This window comes from Pseudomonas sp. F-14 TE3623, from assembly GCF_053629015.1.
On record NZ_JBRJHM010000001.1, the window covers coordinates 441,420 to 457,808 of the forward strand.

The 16,389-nt window shown below is 60.0% G+C and carries 11 protein-coding genes and 1 pseudogene; 5 read left to right on the forward strand and 7 right to left on the reverse strand.

Annotated elements, in window-relative coordinates; all coding sequences use genetic code 11:
* Positions 1-63 precede the first annotated feature (63 nt).
* From glyA to AB7M29_RS02070, 3 genes are read right to left on the reverse strand one after another with little or no spacing between them, the layout of a single operon-like run.
* Positions 64-1,329, reverse strand: coding sequence for a serine hydroxymethyltransferase (gene glyA, locus AB7M29_RS02060; protein ID WP_217856847.1), 1,266 nt, complete (start codon positions 1,327-1,329; stop codon positions 64-66).
* A 55-nt stretch (positions 1,330-1,384) separates the two neighbouring features.
* Positions 1,385-2,203, reverse strand: a complete 819-nt coding sequence (locus tag AB7M29_RS02065; protein WP_217856848.1) for a YggS family pyridoxal phosphate-dependent enzyme — start codon at positions 2,201-2,203, stop codon at positions 1,385-1,387.
* The gene (locus tag AB7M29_RS02070; RefSeq protein WP_454246227.1) at positions 2,203-3,453 is read right to left on the reverse strand and encodes a benzoate/H(+) symporter BenE family transporter; all 1,251 of its coding nucleotides are present in this window, start codon (positions 3,451-3,453) and stop codon (positions 2,203-2,205) included. Before AB7M29_RS02070 ends, AB7M29_RS02065 begins: the two co-directional genes overlap by 1 nt.
* Before the next feature lie 287 nt (positions 3,454-3,740).
* On the opposite strand from AB7M29_RS02070, the gene pdxR reads away from it, so the two are divergent.
* Together pdxR and AB7M29_RS02080 are read left to right on the forward strand one after the other, a co-directional pair.
* Positions 3,741-5,240 carry a MocR-like pyridoxine biosynthesis transcription factor PdxR gene (pdxR, locus tag AB7M29_RS02075; protein ID WP_454246228.1) on the forward strand — a complete coding sequence of 500 codons (1,500 nt, stop codon included), beginning with the start codon at positions 3,741-3,743 and terminating at the stop codon, positions 5,238-5,240.
* 32 nt (positions 5,241-5,272) lie between these two features.
* Positions 5,273-5,443, forward strand: a pseudogene (locus tag AB7M29_RS02080) (magnesium chelatase subunit ChlI family protein); the annotation flags it as partial.
* 6 nt (positions 5,444-5,449) lie between these two features.
* Here the strand turns inward: AB7M29_RS02080 and AB7M29_RS02085 are convergent.
* The 3 genes from AB7M29_RS02085 to AB7M29_RS02095 form a co-directional block, all read right to left on the reverse strand.
* Positions 5,450-6,664 carry an aldose 1-epimerase family protein gene (locus tag AB7M29_RS02085; protein WP_454246229.1) on the reverse strand — a complete coding sequence of 405 codons (1,215 nt, stop codon included), beginning with the start codon at positions 6,662-6,664 and terminating at the stop codon, positions 5,450-5,452.
* Positions 6,665-6,930: 266 nt separating this feature from the next.
* Positions 6,931-8,907, reverse strand: a complete 1,977-nt coding sequence (locus tag AB7M29_RS02090) for a methyl-accepting chemotaxis protein (RefSeq protein ID WP_454246230.1) — start codon at positions 8,905-8,907, stop codon at positions 6,931-6,933.
* A gap of 185 nt (positions 8,908-9,092) precedes the next feature.
* Positions 9,093-10,013 carry a LysR substrate-binding domain-containing protein gene (locus tag AB7M29_RS02095; protein WP_048396276.1) on the reverse strand — a complete coding sequence of 307 codons (921 nt, stop codon included), beginning with the start codon at positions 10,011-10,013 and terminating at the stop codon, positions 9,093-9,095.
* A 157-nt stretch (positions 10,014-10,170) separates the two neighbouring features.
* Between AB7M29_RS02095 and AB7M29_RS02100 the strand changes: the two genes are divergently transcribed.
* Positions 10,171-11,568 (forward strand): NorM family multidrug efflux MATE transporter, encoded by a 1,398-nt coding sequence (locus AB7M29_RS02100; RefSeq protein WP_454246231.1) that lies wholly within the window; start codon positions 10,171-10,173, stop codon positions 11,566-11,568.
* A 108-nt stretch (positions 11,569-11,676) separates the two neighbouring features.
* On the opposite strand, the gene AB7M29_RS02105 is transcribed toward AB7M29_RS02100, so the two are convergent.
* Positions 11,677-13,350, reverse strand: a complete 1,674-nt coding sequence (locus AB7M29_RS02105; protein WP_217856853.1) for a putative bifunctional diguanylate cyclase/phosphodiesterase — start codon at positions 13,348-13,350, stop codon at positions 11,677-11,679.
* 263 nt (positions 13,351-13,613) lie between these two features.
* Between AB7M29_RS02105 and rep the strand changes: the two genes are divergently transcribed.
* Together rep and AB7M29_RS02115 are read left to right on the forward strand one after the other, a co-directional pair.
* On the forward strand, positions 13,614-15,623 hold the full coding sequence (rep, locus tag AB7M29_RS02110) for a DNA helicase Rep (RefSeq protein WP_007894754.1): 2,010 nt from the start codon (positions 13,614-13,616) through the stop codon (positions 15,621-15,623).
* Positions 15,624-15,692: 69 nt separating this feature from the next.
* Positions 15,693-16,265, forward strand: a complete 573-nt coding sequence (locus AB7M29_RS02115; RefSeq protein ID WP_095052388.1) for a xanthine phosphoribosyltransferase — start codon at positions 15,693-15,695, stop codon at positions 16,263-16,265.
* The last annotated feature ends 124 nt before the right edge of the window (positions 16,266-16,389 follow it).

Here is a 16,389-nt window from a genome sequence, read left to right on the forward strand (position 1 = left end):
GCCGCGCGCCTGGTTTTTCGCCCAATGATGACATCAGCCTGGCAATAGCCCGGAGTAACAGGGTTAACGATAGACAGGATGACGGCGGCAGAGCTCCACCACCTGTTCACGCACGTGGCGCCCGACCCTCTCGCTGTCGCCGTTTTCCAGGGCGTCCAGTACGTCGCACAACCAGCCCGCCAATTGTTCACATTCGATCACGCCGAAACCACGGGTGGTGATGGCCGGGGTACCGATGCGCAGCCCGGAGGTCACGAACGGTGAGCGCGGGTCGTTGGGCACCGAGTTCTTGTTAGCGGTGATGTAGGCATTGCTCAGGGCCGCATCGGCTTCCTTGCCGGTATAGGGCCTGTCGGACAGGTCGATTAGCATCATGTGGTTATCGGTGCCACCGGAGACGATCTTGTAACCCCGCTCTTGCAGCACGGCCGCCATGGCCCGGGCGTTGATCACCACCCGTGCCTGATAGGTTTTGAACTCGGGCCTCAGTGCTTCCCTGAAAGCGACGGCCTTGGCGGCGATCTGGTGCATCAATGGGCCGCCCTGGACACCCGGGAATACCGCAGAATCGAGCTTTTTGTAGAATGCTTCATCTTGCCCCTTGGACAAAATCAAGCCACCCCGTGGGCCCCGCAGGGTCTTGTGTGTAGTGCTGGTGACCACATGGGCATGCGGCAATGGGTCCGGGTATTCTCCCGCGGCGACCAACCCTGCGACGTGGGCCATGTCGACCCAGAAAATGGCCCCAACCTTGTCGGCAATGGCCCGCATGCGCGCCCAGTCTTTGTACCGGGAGTAGGCAGAAAAACCACCAATCAGCATCTTCGGCCGGGTTTCCAGGGCGATACGTTCCATCTCGTCGTAGTCGAGAAAGCCCGTCTCCGGGTCAAGGCCATAAGGAACGATCTTGTAATGACGGCCCGAGAAGTTTGAAGGGTTACCATGGGTCAGGTGTCCACCTTGAGCCAGGTTCATGCCCATCACCGTATCGCCGGGATTGATCAATGCCAGGAATACCGCGGCGTTCGCCTGGGCACCCGCATGTGGCTGCACGTTGGCATAGTCGCAGCTGAACAGGGCCTTGACCCGTTCGATGGCCAGACGCTCGGCCACATCGACATACTCACAGCCGCTGTAGTAGCGCTTGCCTGGATAGCCTTCGGCGTATTTATTGGTGAGCACGGTGCTCTGGATTTTCATCACCAGAGGGCTGGCGTAGTTTTCGGAAGCGATCAGTTCGACGTGGTCTTCCTGACGATGTTCTTCGTTATGAATCGCCTCACACAGCTCGGCGTCGAATGCTTTAAGGGTCAGCGTTGAGTCGTACATCGGATTGGCTTCCTGTAGAGCTGGATCAAGATGTTAAGGGGAATGTCAGCGACGACTACTCATCACTTCCCGGGCGGGCATCCGCGGTCGGCCAGTAGTAGGCATCCGGCATGGCACGTGCGCCGAAGATGGCCTGACCAACACGCACCACGGTGGCCCCCTCTTCAATGGCGACTTCGAAATCACCGGACATGCCCATGGACAGTTCCTCCAGCCCGACGCCCGCCGGGGCGCGCTGGCGCAAGCGCTCGCGCAGTTCGCGCAGCCGTACAAAGCAAGGGCGGACACGGAGCACGTCGGCCGAAAACAGCGCCAGTGTCATCAACCCACGCACCCGTAACGCCGGGAACGCCGGCAGGGCGGACAAAAAGTCCGCGACGGCTTCGGGCGCCAAGCCGTATTTGCTGGCTTCGCCGGAGGTATTGACCTGAACGAACACATCCAGCTGGCGCCCCTCGATGTGCAGGCGACGATCCAGGGCCTCGGCCACTCGCAGGCTGTCCAGCGCCTGAAACTCACTGGCAAAACGCGCCACCTGCTTGGCCTTATTGGTTTGCAGGTGGCCGATAACCGACCACTGCAAGTCGGCCAGATCGGCCATGGCCTGCGATTTGCGCTGCGCTTCCTGCACTTTGTTCTCACCCAGTAGCCGGCAGCCGGCAGCGTAGGCCAGACGCAGATGAGCTTCGTCAAAGGTTTTACTGACCGGCAGCAGGCGCACACTCGCCGGATCACGTCCAACCCGCTGACAGGCGTTAGCGATCCGCTGCTGCACGGCTGCCAGGTTGCGGCGAAAGTCCTCGACGCTGGTGGCCTGTGGGTAACGGCCATGACGCTCGTGCAGGGTGACGGTTTTTTCCAATTGATCAAACATCAGTGGGTGGCTCCTTTGGTCGTCACAACAGCGTCGGCAGCCGGAATGACCATCGTCTCGCGACGCGGTAAGCGGCCATTGAGTAAGGCGTAAGCCGCCAGACCGATCAGCAATCCCCAGAACGCCCCACCAATCCCCAGCAAGGTGATGTTCGCGGCGGACGCCAGAAAGGTGATCAGCGAGGCTTCGCGGGTTTTGACGTCAGCCATGGCGCTGGCCAGGCTCGCGCCGATAGTGCCGAGCAGGGCCAGCCCGGCCAGCGTCGTAATGAAGGTGGCCGGTAACGCCATGAACACTGCAGCGAGGGTCACCCCGAAAATCCCTACGAGGATGTAGAACAGTCCCGCAGCAACCCCGGCGATCCAGCGCTTGGGCGGATCCTCCGAGGCTTCTTTGCCGGTGCAGATGGCCGCCGTGATGGCCGCGATATTGAAGGCGTGAGAACCGAAGGGCGCCATTAGCAAGGAGCCCAGCCCTGTGACAGTCAGGATAGGATTAGCGCTGGTGCTGAAGCCATCGTTGCGCAGCACCAGCATGCCCGGCATGTACTGGCCGGTGAGCGTGATCAGGAACAGCGGCAGTGCCACACTGAGCAGTGCATTGATCGAAAACTCAGGCTGGGTGAATACCGGTGCCGCGAATTGCAGCGCCAGCCCCGACAGTTCTACACGGCCCTGCGTCAGAAGAAACGCCAGCCCCAGCACCAGAATGCCCACCACCGCGTAGCGCGCGGTAAAGCGCTTGAGCACAACGTAAGCGGCAATCAGCAACCCGACCAACACTGGGTCAAGACTCATGCCACCAAACGCGCCGATTCCGAACTGCAGCAAGATACCGGCCAGCAGGCCCCCAGCCACACCCGACGGAATCAGGCGGATGAGTTTTTCGAAGCAACCGGACAAACCCAGCAGCACGAAGGCGGCGGCCGAAATAATGTACGCACCCACCGCCTCGGCGTAAGGCGTGGTGGACAGCGCGACGACCAGAAAAGCCGCCGCGGGTGTCGACCAGGCGGTAATGATCGGCTCACGGCTCACCCAACTCAGAAACAGCCCGGTAATGCCCACGCCAATCGACACCGACCATACCCACGACGCCGTCAGCTCTGGGCTGAGCCCGGCCACTTTGGCGGCCTGAAAGATCAGGATGAAAGTGCCGCCATAGTTGACGATGACTGAAATCAGCCCGGCGACAATCGGATGCAGAAGGTCCCGTAGACGCAGGGGCGATGGCAATGCTGAAGACGACATGATGGCTTTGCTCCTTGCAAAACGAGGTGCCTGTCCCGGATAAGGGCGGATTTATAACGTTGAAATGGCATGCTTTGCCCCTACACTTTCTCGCAGAAGGCCAGACCACTACCAGACCGCTTGCTGTGACTGAAAGCGATCCCTGCCTCAGCCCGCGGGCAAAATTCTTCATGAAGTCGCTCAATGCATCGACCGATCACCGAGCGCAAAGGCAGTGACGAGGGGCGGATTCTACGGATAGACTGGCCTGCCTTTGCAGGCCAATTTACTAAGATCAGGCAGACCGCATGGCGAAAACGTTCGAGCTGGAAACGCTGAAAATGCGCCTCAACGATGTTGAGTTTCAGCTGTTGAATCTGCATCAGCGGATTCAGCGCGCACTGCGTGCATTGATCCTCGATGGCGCCCTTGCCCCAGGCTTGAAGCTGCCCGCGAGCCGGGTCCTGGCCAAGTCACTCGGGATTGCCCGCGACACCGTTGAAAACGCCTACGTGCAACTGCACCGCGACGGTTTTATCGTGCGGCGCGAAGGGGCTGGCAGTTATGTCTGTGAAACGCTGGGCACCGAATTGCGCGGCGCAGCGCGCCGACGCATCAAGGCGCAGGAAGTCAAAAGCAGTCAGGCGGCACCGGGGGCGGGATTGAGCCAGCGCGGGCGGATGATCTTCGACAGTGGCGGCGTGAACGATCAGCAGGTAATCAAGGCATTCGCGACCGGCCTGCCGGAAACCCGCACCTTCCCCACCGATGTCTGGGAGCGCCTGCAACGCCAAGTGATGAAGGACTATCGCGCCAACGTGTTATTGCACGGCGATCCGCAAGGCGCCGAGCCGCTGCGCAAGGCCATCGCCACCTACTTGAACCTCGAGCGCGGGGCCAAATGCTCCCCCGACCAGATCATGGTATTGAGCAGCACTCGCCAGGCTCTTTTTCTGTGTGCGCAGTTGCTGGTGGACGTCGGCAAACCGATCCTGCTGGAAAACCCGGGTTACTATGGCGCCAAGAAAGCCTTTGAAACCGCCGAGACCAACGTTCTTCCCATCGATGTCGACGAACTGGGCATACGCACCGACCTGCTTTACGCCGACCGCAGCGGCGCCAATTGCGTTTATGTCACGCCTTCTCATCAATACCCCACCGGCGCGACCTTGCCGCTGGAGCGTCGTCTTGAGTTGATCAACTGGGCAGCGGAGAAGGGCAAATGGGTCATCGAAGATGATTACGACAGCGAGTTTCACTACGACGGGCAACCGACCGCCTGCGTACAGGGCCTGGACAAGTATCAGCGTACGCTCTATATCGGCACCTTCAGCAAGACCCTCTACCCCGGTTTGCGAATGGGTTACATGGTACTCCCCCACGAGCTGATCAAGGCTTTCACCTACGCCCGCAGCATGATTGACGGCCATACACCACAAATCCTGCAACTGACCCTGGCGCGCTTTATGGAAGACGGCCATTACAACGCCCACGTCCGAGCCATGCGCAAGCTGTATGCCGGACGCCGCTCCATCATGCTCGACACGATCGGTAAGCACTTGGACGGCATCGTTACCGCCTTGCGCCCTCCTGGCGGGCTACAAATTCCCTGCCTGCTGCACGATGGCTGGTCTGAAGAAAAAACCATCCGCCAAGCAGCCAGCGCGGGCGTTCAGCTTTCCGGTCTGAGCCGGTTGTACGCCGGCGAGGAGAAGAAACAAGGCTGGTTATTGGGTTACTCGTCGCTGACCGCTTATGAAATCGAAGCGGCCATGCTGCGCCTGGCCAATGCACTGAAAACCCGGTAGGGCATTTTGGGAGGGCTCGCGCGATTCCCGTCACTGCTGACCAAATCTGGCTGGAAACGGCGCGTGAACGGCTGACCTTGTCGCTGAGGTCAGCCCATCGACTGCTCAAAGTGGCGCGCACCCTGGCGGACCTTGAGCAAGTCGATGGAATTACCCGCGAGCACTTGGCCGAGGCACTGCAATACCGGCCGAGCACAAATTAGCAGGCATCACCCCTTGGTGAGATCAACCAACGGCGTCTGCCGCACCTCAGTCTCCCGCCCACCCTGAATCTCGCTCACCCGCTTCAACGCCTTATCCACAGCCGCCTTATCCGCCAACAAGCTGTAGCTGATCCCGAACTGCTTCTGTTCCTTCGGCCCAATCGTCGGCACCAGGTTCAGTGGCCGCTGATACCGGCGGTTATAGGAAAAACTCGTCCCCGGCTCCAGCCCTGTGACATAGCCCTGCCCCTGGGTATCGGTGTTCTTCCACAGGGAGAACACGGGCAGTGTTTGAGTGTTGAAGCCGACCGAAACGCCCAAGCTGCCGGCCTTGTTATGCAGCACGGTCAACGTATCGCCCTTGGCATCGGCATACGGCACCACGTTGTAGACCGTTTCGTCGTAGTCCTTGGTCGGTGCGCGGTAAGTTTGCCAGTCGGGCAGATCGCCCTTGGCCTTGTCGTTGAACGGCGACACTTGTTTCACCGGCGCGGCGAAGCGAGCGCCCTGTTCCAGGAATGGGGTGCTGAAGTTGCTGTGATACAGCGCCTGGTATTCCTTCGGATAGTCGCCGTTGTTGGTCAGGGTGTCGTTGAGGGCGAACGCTACGCTGCCGGGTTCGGTAACCAGTTCGGTTGCGACGGAGAAGTCGACTTTCTTGAATGCCTGCTCTTTCAGCTCGCCGCGCAGAGTGATGGCGTACGGCGGTTTTTCGTCGATGTGCAGGGTAACTTTGTTCGCAGGGATATTAGCGGCGCGACCGTGCAGGGTCAGCAGTTCGCCGTTGTCCATACCGGGATGACCGACCCATTCGTAGCCACAGCGGGTGACCAGCTCATTGAAACCTTCCAGCCAGCCCAGGCCACCACGGCCGTTGAGTTCGATGAAGGATGGATTGACCACTTCCTTGACCGGCGAATCCCAGCCCATGCGCATATCGCCGACCGAGGCCTGCAGGACGTTCATGCCGCGAGTCGGTACCACCGAAAGTTTCATCGTGCCGTTATCGATATCGACGATGCTGACGCCTTCCTGCCGGCCGCCATGCAAGGTGCGCAGGGTCACACTGAAGGGTTTGTCGGTTTTTACGCCGAGTTGCTGGCTGGTGATTTGCCAGTTCTGGGCGGCTTTGTCGGTGTCGAGCAGGACGTAGTCCCAGGCCATGGCTTGGGAGGCAGCGGACAGTGCGCTGAGGGCAACGAAGAGTTTGAGCGGGGTCATGGCAGCAGCCTTTCTTGGAGTTGTGCCAATTTTATAGACTTGAAGAAACGTTTCAGCAAGCATAAAAATCGAGACACTGGTGCTAAATGCCAAGGAAGACTACTAGTGAGTAATTGATACACAGCATTGAGACAAATCGGGAATTGGGTCGATCCCTTCGCGAGCAAGCCCGCTCCCATTTTGATCTCGGGTGTTCACACATACTGTGTTCACCGCAGATCTACTGTGGGAGCGGGCTTGCTCGCGAAGACTATTTCAGAGGCGACTCAACGAAACCGGTCAACCTCATGCCGCAAATCCGCCGCCAGCTTCTCCAGCTCTTTGGCCGTCACAGCCAGGTTCGACACCACTTCGCGCTGTTCACTGTTCGCCAAAGCGATGCTTTGCAGATTGCTGCTGAGCAAGGTCGCGGTACTGCTTTGTTCCTGGGTCGCGGTGGTGATGGCGGCGAATTGCTGACCGGCCGATCGGCTTTGTTCATCGATCCGCGCCAGTGCCGAGGCGACGTTGGCGTTGCGCGACAGGCCTTCCTGCATCAGCACGTTGCCTTGCTCCATGGTGCTGATGGCGTTGCCGGTTTCCTGCTGGATGCTTTGAATCATCCCGGAGATTTCGTCGGTGGCTTGGCGGGTGCGTGAGGCCAGGTTGCGCACCTCATCGGCCACCACCGCAAACCCACGACCTTGTTCACCGGCGCGGGCGGCTTCGATGGCGGCGTTGAGCGCCAGCAGGTTGGTTTGTTCGGCGATCGAAGTAATCACCCCAACAATGCCGCCGATTTCCTGGGAGCGCTGCCCCAAGGTATTGATCACCGTCGCGGTGCTGTTCAGCGCACCGGCGATTTGCTCCAGGGATGAGGACGCTTCGTCCATCGACGTACGACCGATCTGGGTTTGCTGTGCGTTTTCCTGCGCCAAACGCTGGGTGTTGCCCATGTTGTCGGCGATGTTCAGCGAGGTGGCGCTGAATTCTTCTACGGCGCCGGCCATGCTGGTGATTTCGCCGGACTGCTGCTCCATCCCTTCATAGGCGCCACCGGACAAACCGGACAACGCCTGGGCACGGCTGTTGACCTCTCCCGAGGCCTTGCGGATGTGCTCGACCATGGTCGACAGGGCCTGGCTCATCTGATTGAAGGCGCGGGCAAGTTGGCCGATTTCGTCATTGCTCGACACGTTGAGGCGAACACTCAAATCACCAGCGCCCAAGGCTTCGGCCTGACGCACCAGATTACCCAGCGGGGCCAGTTTGCTGCGCAGCAACCAGACCGCCGCACCGACCGCCAGCAACATCGCCAGCAAACTGCCGATCGCCAATTGAATGCCGACGCTCCAGGTCACGGCGCGGATTTCGGTTTTCGGCATGCTCGCCACCACCGACCACGGCCCGCCTTCGAACGGCACGGCAACACTGTAAAAGTCTTGCGACTTGTCGCTCCAGAAGTCGCCTTTGCCCGGTGTCTTGGCCAGACCGAAGATGCTCGGGACCGCTTGATCCAGCGCTTCTACACCGGCAATCGGCACCAGCCATTTGCCTTGTTCATCCAGCAACGCCAGGGAACCGGTCTGGCCGATGCGGAAGCGTTTGAGGTTGGCGAACTGCGCGTTCTGCGCGTCGGTGTAATCGAATCCTACGTACAGCACGGCAATGATCTTACCGCTGCTGTCGCGTACGGGAGTGTACTGCGACATGTAGAAGCGTTCGAAAAGCAAAGCTCGACCCACGTAGCTCTGCCCCGCCATCAAACGGGCGTAAGCCGGGTTCGCGTGGTCGAGCAGAGTGCCAATGGCGCGGCTGCCGTCTTGTTTGGTGACATTCGTGCTGACCCGAATGAACTCTTCACCGCTGCGCACGAACACGGTCGCGACACCTGCAGTCATCTGCTTGAATTCGTCGACTTCCGCGAAGTTGTTGTTCAACACTTCACTGCCCAAGTGCAGGCCCGGGGTCTGCACACCCGCCACTGTCACCGGCTCATCCGGATGCACGCTCAAACCGGCGCTGAAGCGCTTCTCGAACAGGCCGGCCAAGCGCTGGGTGCTTTCACGCAGGGTGCCGTGAAAGGTGCTCAGCTGATCGGCAAGCAAGCGGGCCTCACTGGCCAGATGCTCTTCGCGGGTGGCAAGGTTGGCGGTGTCCAGCGAGCGCAGGGCGAATACTGTACTGCCACTGATGACAATCGCCAGAATCACGGCAAGCGCAAGACCCAGCTGTGAGGCAATCCGAGCACGAGGTTGAGACATGACAGCTCCTGACCCAGTGGCCGGATCATTTTGATCGCATCGCACACTCGGCAAAATTTCTGATTGTGGGGAAAACATGGAACCTGCACGACGGTGCCATCAGCAGATTTTCGGCGGCAAAGCTGAATACTTGAGTAATTAACGGGGATATGGCTCAAGGCCGCCATTGCAGCGGCTCCATCGATTCACCCCAGGCGTTCGACATCCGGTAATTCCATGGCCCGGACTTCGCCTTGCAGGAAATCGCTGAGGCGGCGCAAACGCTCACCGCCGGGGCGGGTTTTCGGCCAGACCAGGTAATAATTCTCACCACTGGCGACGGCCGTCGGCCACGGCAAACTCAGACGTCCCTGCGCAACATCCTCCGCCACCATCAGCAAATCGCCCATGGACACGCCGTAACCCCGGGCAGCAGCAATCATGCCCAGCTCCAGCGTGTCGAAGACCTGCCCGCCCTTGAGCGAGACTTGATCGGTCAGGCCCATGCGCTCCAGCCAGTTGCGCCAGTCGCGACGGTCCGGCGTCGGGTGCAACAGCTCGGTACTGGCCAGGCGCGCAACGTCCCACGGTTGATCCTTCAGAAGATTCGGCGCGCCTACCGGAATCAGCTCTTCGGGGAACAGGAAAGTCGCCTCCCAGTCCGGTGGAAAATGCCCGTTGCTGAGGATGACGGCGCAATCGAAGGGTTCGTGGTTGAAGTCCACCCTATCGATGTCCATCCAGGCGCTGGTCAATTGCACCTCGTTTCCCGGTCGCAAGTGCCGAAAACGACTGAGCCGCGCCAACAGCCAGCGCATGGTCAGGGTCGACGGGGCTTTCATGCGCAAGATGTCGTCCTCGGCACGCAACGTATTGCAGGCCCGTTCGAGGGCGGTGAAGCCTTCGCGAATGCCGGGCAGGATCAGCCGCGCCGATTCAGTCAGTTGCAGGTTGCGCCCGCTGCGATGAAACAGCCGACAGGCGAAATGCTCTTCGAGCGTACGAATGTGCCGACTGACCGCACTTTGCGTGATCGACAGTTCTTCGGCGGCGCGGGTAAACGAGCTATGCCGCGCCGCCGCTTCGAATGCTCGAAGGGCATACAAGGGAGGAAGACGACGAGACATCAGGAAAGCTCCTATAGCGCGATTGCACCAACTTATCAGAAACTCCCCAGCATGAGTTTTAATCATGCCACCCATCCTTTTTATCCCTTTGTGAAAACCCCGCAGAGCGCCGAGAATCGACGCTTCCTGTTATCTCTGACACTCGAGCGTGATGATCATGCAGCATCCAGCGCGTATTGAACTCTGGGCCATCCTGCGGCTGGCGGGGCCGTTGATTGCCTCGCAGTTGGCGCACATGTTGATGGTTCTCACCGACACATTGATGATGGCGCGCCTGAGCCCCGAAGCACTGGCCGGTGGCGGTCTGGGTGCGGCGACGTATTCGTTCGTGTCGATTTTCTGCATCGGCGTGATCGCCGCCGTCGGCACCTTGGTGGCGATCCGTCAGGGCGCGGGCGACATCATTGGCGCCGCGCGGCTGACCCAGGCCGGGTTGTGGCTGGCATGGTTGATGGCGCTGGTGGCGGGCTTGCTGCTGTGGAACCTGAAACCGGTGTTGCTGCTGTTCGGTCAGACCGAAACCAACGTCCAGGCTGCCGGCCAGTTTCTGTTGATTCTGCCGTTCGCCCTGCCCGGTTATCTGAGCTTCATGGCGCTGCGCGGCTTCACCAGCGCCATCGGCCGGGCGACGCCGGTGATGGTCATCAGCCTCGCCGGCACCGTGGCCAACTTCCTGCTCAACTATGCGTTGATCACCGGCATGTTCGGCCTACCAAAAATGGGCCTGGTGGGCATCGGCCTGGTCACGGCGATCGTTGCGAACCTCATGGCGCTGGCGCTCGCGCTGCACATTCGTCGGCATCCGGCTTACAACGCCTATCCGTTGCGTCAGGGTCTGTCGCGGCCCAACCGTCAGTACTTGAAGGAGTTGTGGCGCCTGGGCCTGCCGATTGGCGGCACCTATGCGGTGGAAGTCGGCCTGTTCGCCTTCGCCGCGCTGTGCATGGGCACCATGGGCAGTACGCAACTGGCGGCGCACCAGATCGCCCTGCAAATCGTCTCGGTGGCGTTCATGATTCCGGCGGGGCTTTCCTACGCGATCACCATGCGCATCGGCCAGCATTACGGCGCCGGGCAATTGCTCGATGCGCGACTGGCCGGACGGGTCGGGATCGCCTTCGGCGCTGCGTCGATGCTGGGGTTTGCCATGGTCTTCTGGCTGCTGCCGCATCAGTTGATCGGCTTATTCCTGGACCACAACGACCCGGCGTTCCGCGAAGTCATCAACCTGGCTGTGAGCCTGCTGGCAGTAGCGGCGTGGTTCGAGCTGTTCGACGGCACGCAAACCATCGCCATGGGCTGCATCCGCGGGCTCAAGGATGCCAAGACCACGTTCCTGGTGGGTTTGGGTTGCTATTGGCTGATCGGCGCACCGGCCGCCTGGTGGATGGCCTTCCATTTGAATTGGGGGCCAACGGGGGTCTGGTGGGGTCTGGCACTGGGGCTGGCGTGTGCGGCGGTGAGCCTGACGCTGGCGTTTGAGTGGAAGATGAAGCGGATGATTCGGCGGGAACCGACGTCAGAGCAGAATTTCCAGGTCGCTCAGCCTGACTGAGATCCCCTGTGGGAGCGGGCTTGCTCGCGAAAGCGGTGTGTCAGTCGACATCTACGGTGACTGATACACCGCTTTCGCGAGCAAGCCCGCTCCCACATTTGTCCGAGTTTAAACCACGACTTCCAGTGCAGGCTGCTGACTGCTGCCAAAGGTCAAATACTCAACCAGTTCTGCCAACGGCAACGGCTTGCTGATCAGATACCCCTGCACCTGATCGCAACCAAAGCCGCGCAACAAATCCAGCTGCTCCGCTGTTTCCACTCCTTCGGCAACCACTTCGAGGTTGAGGTTGTGCGCCAGGTTGATCATCGCGTGGACCAGCTTGCGATTCTCTTCCCGTTCTTCCATGCCGCCGACAAAGCTCTTATCGACCTTCAACAACGCAATCGGCAGGCTGTTGAGGTGCACGAACGAAGAGAACCCGGTGCCGAAATCGTCCAGCGAGAAGCGCACGCCCAAACGTCCGAGAGCGTCCATGGTCTGCTTGACCAGATCGCTGCGACGCATCACCGCGGTTTCGGTCAGTTCGAATTCCAGCCATTGCGCCTCGACGCCTCGCTCGGCAATCAGCCGGCTCAGGGTCGACAGCAACTGGCTGTCCTGAAACTGCCGGAACGACAGGTTGATTGCCATATGCAGCGCTGGCAGACCTCGTTCGCGTAACGCCTGCATGTCTCGCAAGGCCCGGGAAATCACCCAGTAACCCAACGGCACGATCAAGCCGCTTTGCTCGGCCAGCGGCACGAATTCGCTGGGGGGCAGCAAGCCGCGTTCGCCATGACGCCAGCGCACCAACGCTTCGAGGCCGACAATCTGGCCGTCCTCAAGGTTCAGGCGCGGCTGGTAATGCAATTCCAGCTCATCGCGACGCAAGGCCCGGCGCAGCTCGCTTTCGAGGTCGGCGATGCTGCGGGCATTGCGATTGATCCGTTCGTTGAAGATGTGAAAGGTGCAGCCCTGAGTGCTCTTGGCCTGCTGCATGGCGATGTGCGCGTGCCACATCAACGGGTCGGGGCCGGCCTGCGCTCGTGCGTGAGCGATGCCAAGGCTGGAACCGATCAACAGGCTTTCGCCGTCGACCCAATAGGGTTCGGACAGGGCTTCGGTAATGCGTTCGGCCATCCATTCGGCGCGCTGAGGGGCGCGGCGGGTGTCGATCAGCAGGGCGAATTCATCGCTGCCCAGCCGCGCCAGTTGATCGCTGGCCTCCAGTTGGCTTTTCAGCCGCGAGACCACTTGCAGGATCAACCGATCGCCGGCCTGGTGGCCGAGGGCGTCGTTGGCGTGTCGGAAGTTGTCGAGGTCGAGGTGACCGAGGGCCAGGCCGCGACCTTCGTTTTCGGCCAGACGCGCCGCCAGCAAGGTCTGGAAACCCTGACGGTTGGCGATACCGGTCAACGGGTCCTGCTCGGCCAGGCGCTGCAAAGTGTTTTCCAGCACGCCGCGCTCACGCACATGGCGCAGGCAGCGGCGCAACATGCCGGGATCCAGCAGATTGCGCACCAGCCAGTCGCTCACACCGTCGGGCGGCGCCAGCGGCTCGTGTTCGAGCAGCAACACCGTCGGCAGATTGCAACGGCCGGGTGCCGGCTGGAGAGCAGGAATCGTCAACAACACCGCGCTGCGGTTGTCATCAAACAGGTTGCTGACCGACTCCCAGCTCGGCGCGCTGAGCAGCACAGCCGAACTCCCCATCGGAGCCAGACACTCGCGCAACAACGCTGCCCACGCCGGCTCTTCGGCCAGTAGCAGCAAACGCAAGGGTTCGACAGGCGTAGACAAGCTAGCTCCCTAGACTCTGCAAAGATGTAGGCGGCGGGCATTATGCCGCGCAGATAACCAATGACAACATGACATCGGTTATCAAACACGACTTTGGCGTATTGAATACGAACATTAGACGCAAATTCACTGCGCATCCTGCGTGAAAGTAGCAAAACCGGCAAATAGAGATAGCGTGTTGGGTCACAAGTCGGAGAGAGCAGCACAATTCGCTGAGCCTGTTAAAATGCCGGCCCATTTCGCTAATGACTCCCTGATTTCGTATGTCCCGACTCAATCCCCGGCAGCAAGAAGCCGTGAGCTACGTCGGCGGCCCTCTTTTGGTGCTCGCCGGCGCAGGCTCCGGCAAGACCAGCGTGATCACTCGCAAAATTGCGCATCTGATCCAGAGCTGTGGCATCCGCGCCCAATACATTGTCGCCATGACCTTTACCAACAAGGCCGCGCGCGAGATGAAGGAACGGGTCGGCACCCTGCTCAAAGGTGGCGAAGGCCGCGGCCTGACGGTCTGCACCTTCCACAACCTGGGCCTGAACATCATCCGCAAGGAACACGTGCGGCTAGGCTACAAACCGGGCTTCTCGATCTTCGACGAGACCGACGTCAAAGCCCTGATGACCGACATCATGCAGAAGGAATACTCGGGCGACGACGGCGTCGACGAGATCAAGAACATGATCGGCTCGTGGAAAAACGACCTGATCCTGCCGCCTGAAGCCCTGGAAAACGCCCGTAATCCCAAGGAACAGACCGCTGCCATCGTCTACACCCACTACCAGCGCACGCTCAAGGCGTTCAACGCGGTGGACTTCGACGACCTGATCCTGCTGCCGGTAAAACTGTTCCAGGAACACGACGATATCCTGGAAAAATGGCAGAACAAGGTCCGCTACCTGTTGGTGGACGAATACCAGGACACCAACGCCAGCCAGTATTTGCTGGTGAAACTGCTGATCGGCAAACGCAACCAGTTCACCGTGGTGGGCGACGACGACCAGTCGATCTACGCCTGGCGCGGCGCCCGTCCGGAAAACCTGATGCTGCTCAAGGACGATTACCCGTCCCTGAAAGTGGTGATGCTCGAGCAAAACTACCGCTCCACCAGCCGTATCTTGCGCTGCGCCAACGTGCTGATCTCCAATAACCCGCACGAGTTCGAAAAACAGCTGTGGAGTGAGATGGGCCACGGCGACGAAATCCGCGTGATCCGTTGCCGCAACGAAGACGCCGAAGCCGAGCGCGTGGCCGTCGAATTGCTGACCCTGCACCTGCGCACGGATCGGCCATACAGCGATTTTGCGATCCTGTATCGCGGCAACTACCAGGCCAAGCTGATCGAACTGAAGCTGCAGCACCACCAGATTCCGTATCGCCTGTCCGGTGGCAACAGCTTTTTCGGACGTCAGGAAGTGAAAGACCTGATGGCCTACTTCCGATTGATCGTGAACCCGGACGACGACAACGCCTTCCTGCGGGTGATCAACGTCCCACGCCGGGAGATCGGTTCGACCACGCTGGAGAAGCTGGGCAACTACGCCACCGAGCGAAAAATCTCGATGTACGCCGCCACCGACGAAATCGGTTTGGGGGAGCATCTGGACACACGCTTCACCGATCGCCTGTCGCGCTTCAAGCGTTTCATGGACAAGGTTCGCGAGCAGTGTGCCGGCGAAGACCCGATCTCCGCCCTGCGCAGCATGGTCATGGACATCGACTACGAGAACTGGCTGCGCACCAACAGCTCCAGCGACAAGGCCGCCGATTACCGCATGGGTAACGTCTGGTTCCTGATCGAGGCGCTGAAAAACACGCTGGAGAAAGACGAAGAAGGCGAGATGACCGTCGAAGACGCCATCGGCAAACTCGTCCTGCGCGACATGCTGGAGCGTCAGCAGGAAGAAGAGGATGGCGCCGAAGGTGTGCAGATGATGACCTTGCACGCCTCCAAGGGTCTGGAATTCCCCTACGTGTTCATCATGGGCATGGAAGAGGAAATTCTCCCGCACCGCTCCAGCATCGAAGCCGACACCATCGAAGAAGAACGCCGCCTGGCCTACGTCGGGATTACCCGAGCGCGTCAGACGTTGGCGTTCACCTTCGCCGCCAAGCGTAAGCAATACGGCGAGATCATCGACTGCGCGCCTAGCCGTTTCCTTGATGAACTGCCGCCGGACGACCTGGCCTGGGAAGGTAATGACGACACTCCCGTTGAAGTCAAAGCCGTTCGCGGTAATACCGCATTGGCGGATATACGCGCGATGTTAAAGCGCTAGAATTGAGCACTTTTTAACCGAACACTATTTACAAGCTAGGCGCACTTGGCGCCAGTAGAGGAACGCTTCATGGAAGCACTGCACAAGAAAATTCGCGAAGAAGGCATCGTGCTTTCCGACCAGGTTCTGAAAGTCGACGCCTTTCTGAACCACCAGATCGACCCGGCCCTGATGAAGCTGATCGGCGACGAATTCGCCACGCTGTTCAAGGATTCGGGCATCACCAAGATCGTCACGATCGAAGCCTCGGGCATTGCCCCGGCGATCATGACCGGCCTGAACCTTGGCGTGCCGGTGATTTTCGCCCGCAAGCATCAGTCCCTGACCCTGACTGAAAACCTGCTGTCGGCGACCGTTTACTCGTTCACCAAGCAAACCGAAAGCACCGTGGCAATCTCCCCGCGCCACCTGACCAGCAGCGACCGCGTGCTGATCATCGATGACTTTTTGGCCAACGGTAAGGCTTCGCAAGCGCTGATCTCGATCATCAAACAGGCCGGCGCGACCGTGGCGGGCTTGGGGATCGTGATCGAGAAATCGTTTCAGGGTGGTCGTGCGGAACTGGATGCTCAGGGTTATCGCGTTGAATCGTTGGCGCGGGTGCAGTCGCTGAAGGATGGCGTTGTAACCTTCATCGATTAAACCGCCACACCGCATCTCCTGCCTGCTCGCTCCCACATTAAACCGCGTCCGCTTGGATAACTCGGTCAACTGTGGGAGAGAGCTCGCTCCGGGTGGCGTTCCGAGATGACAATAACGCGGCGAT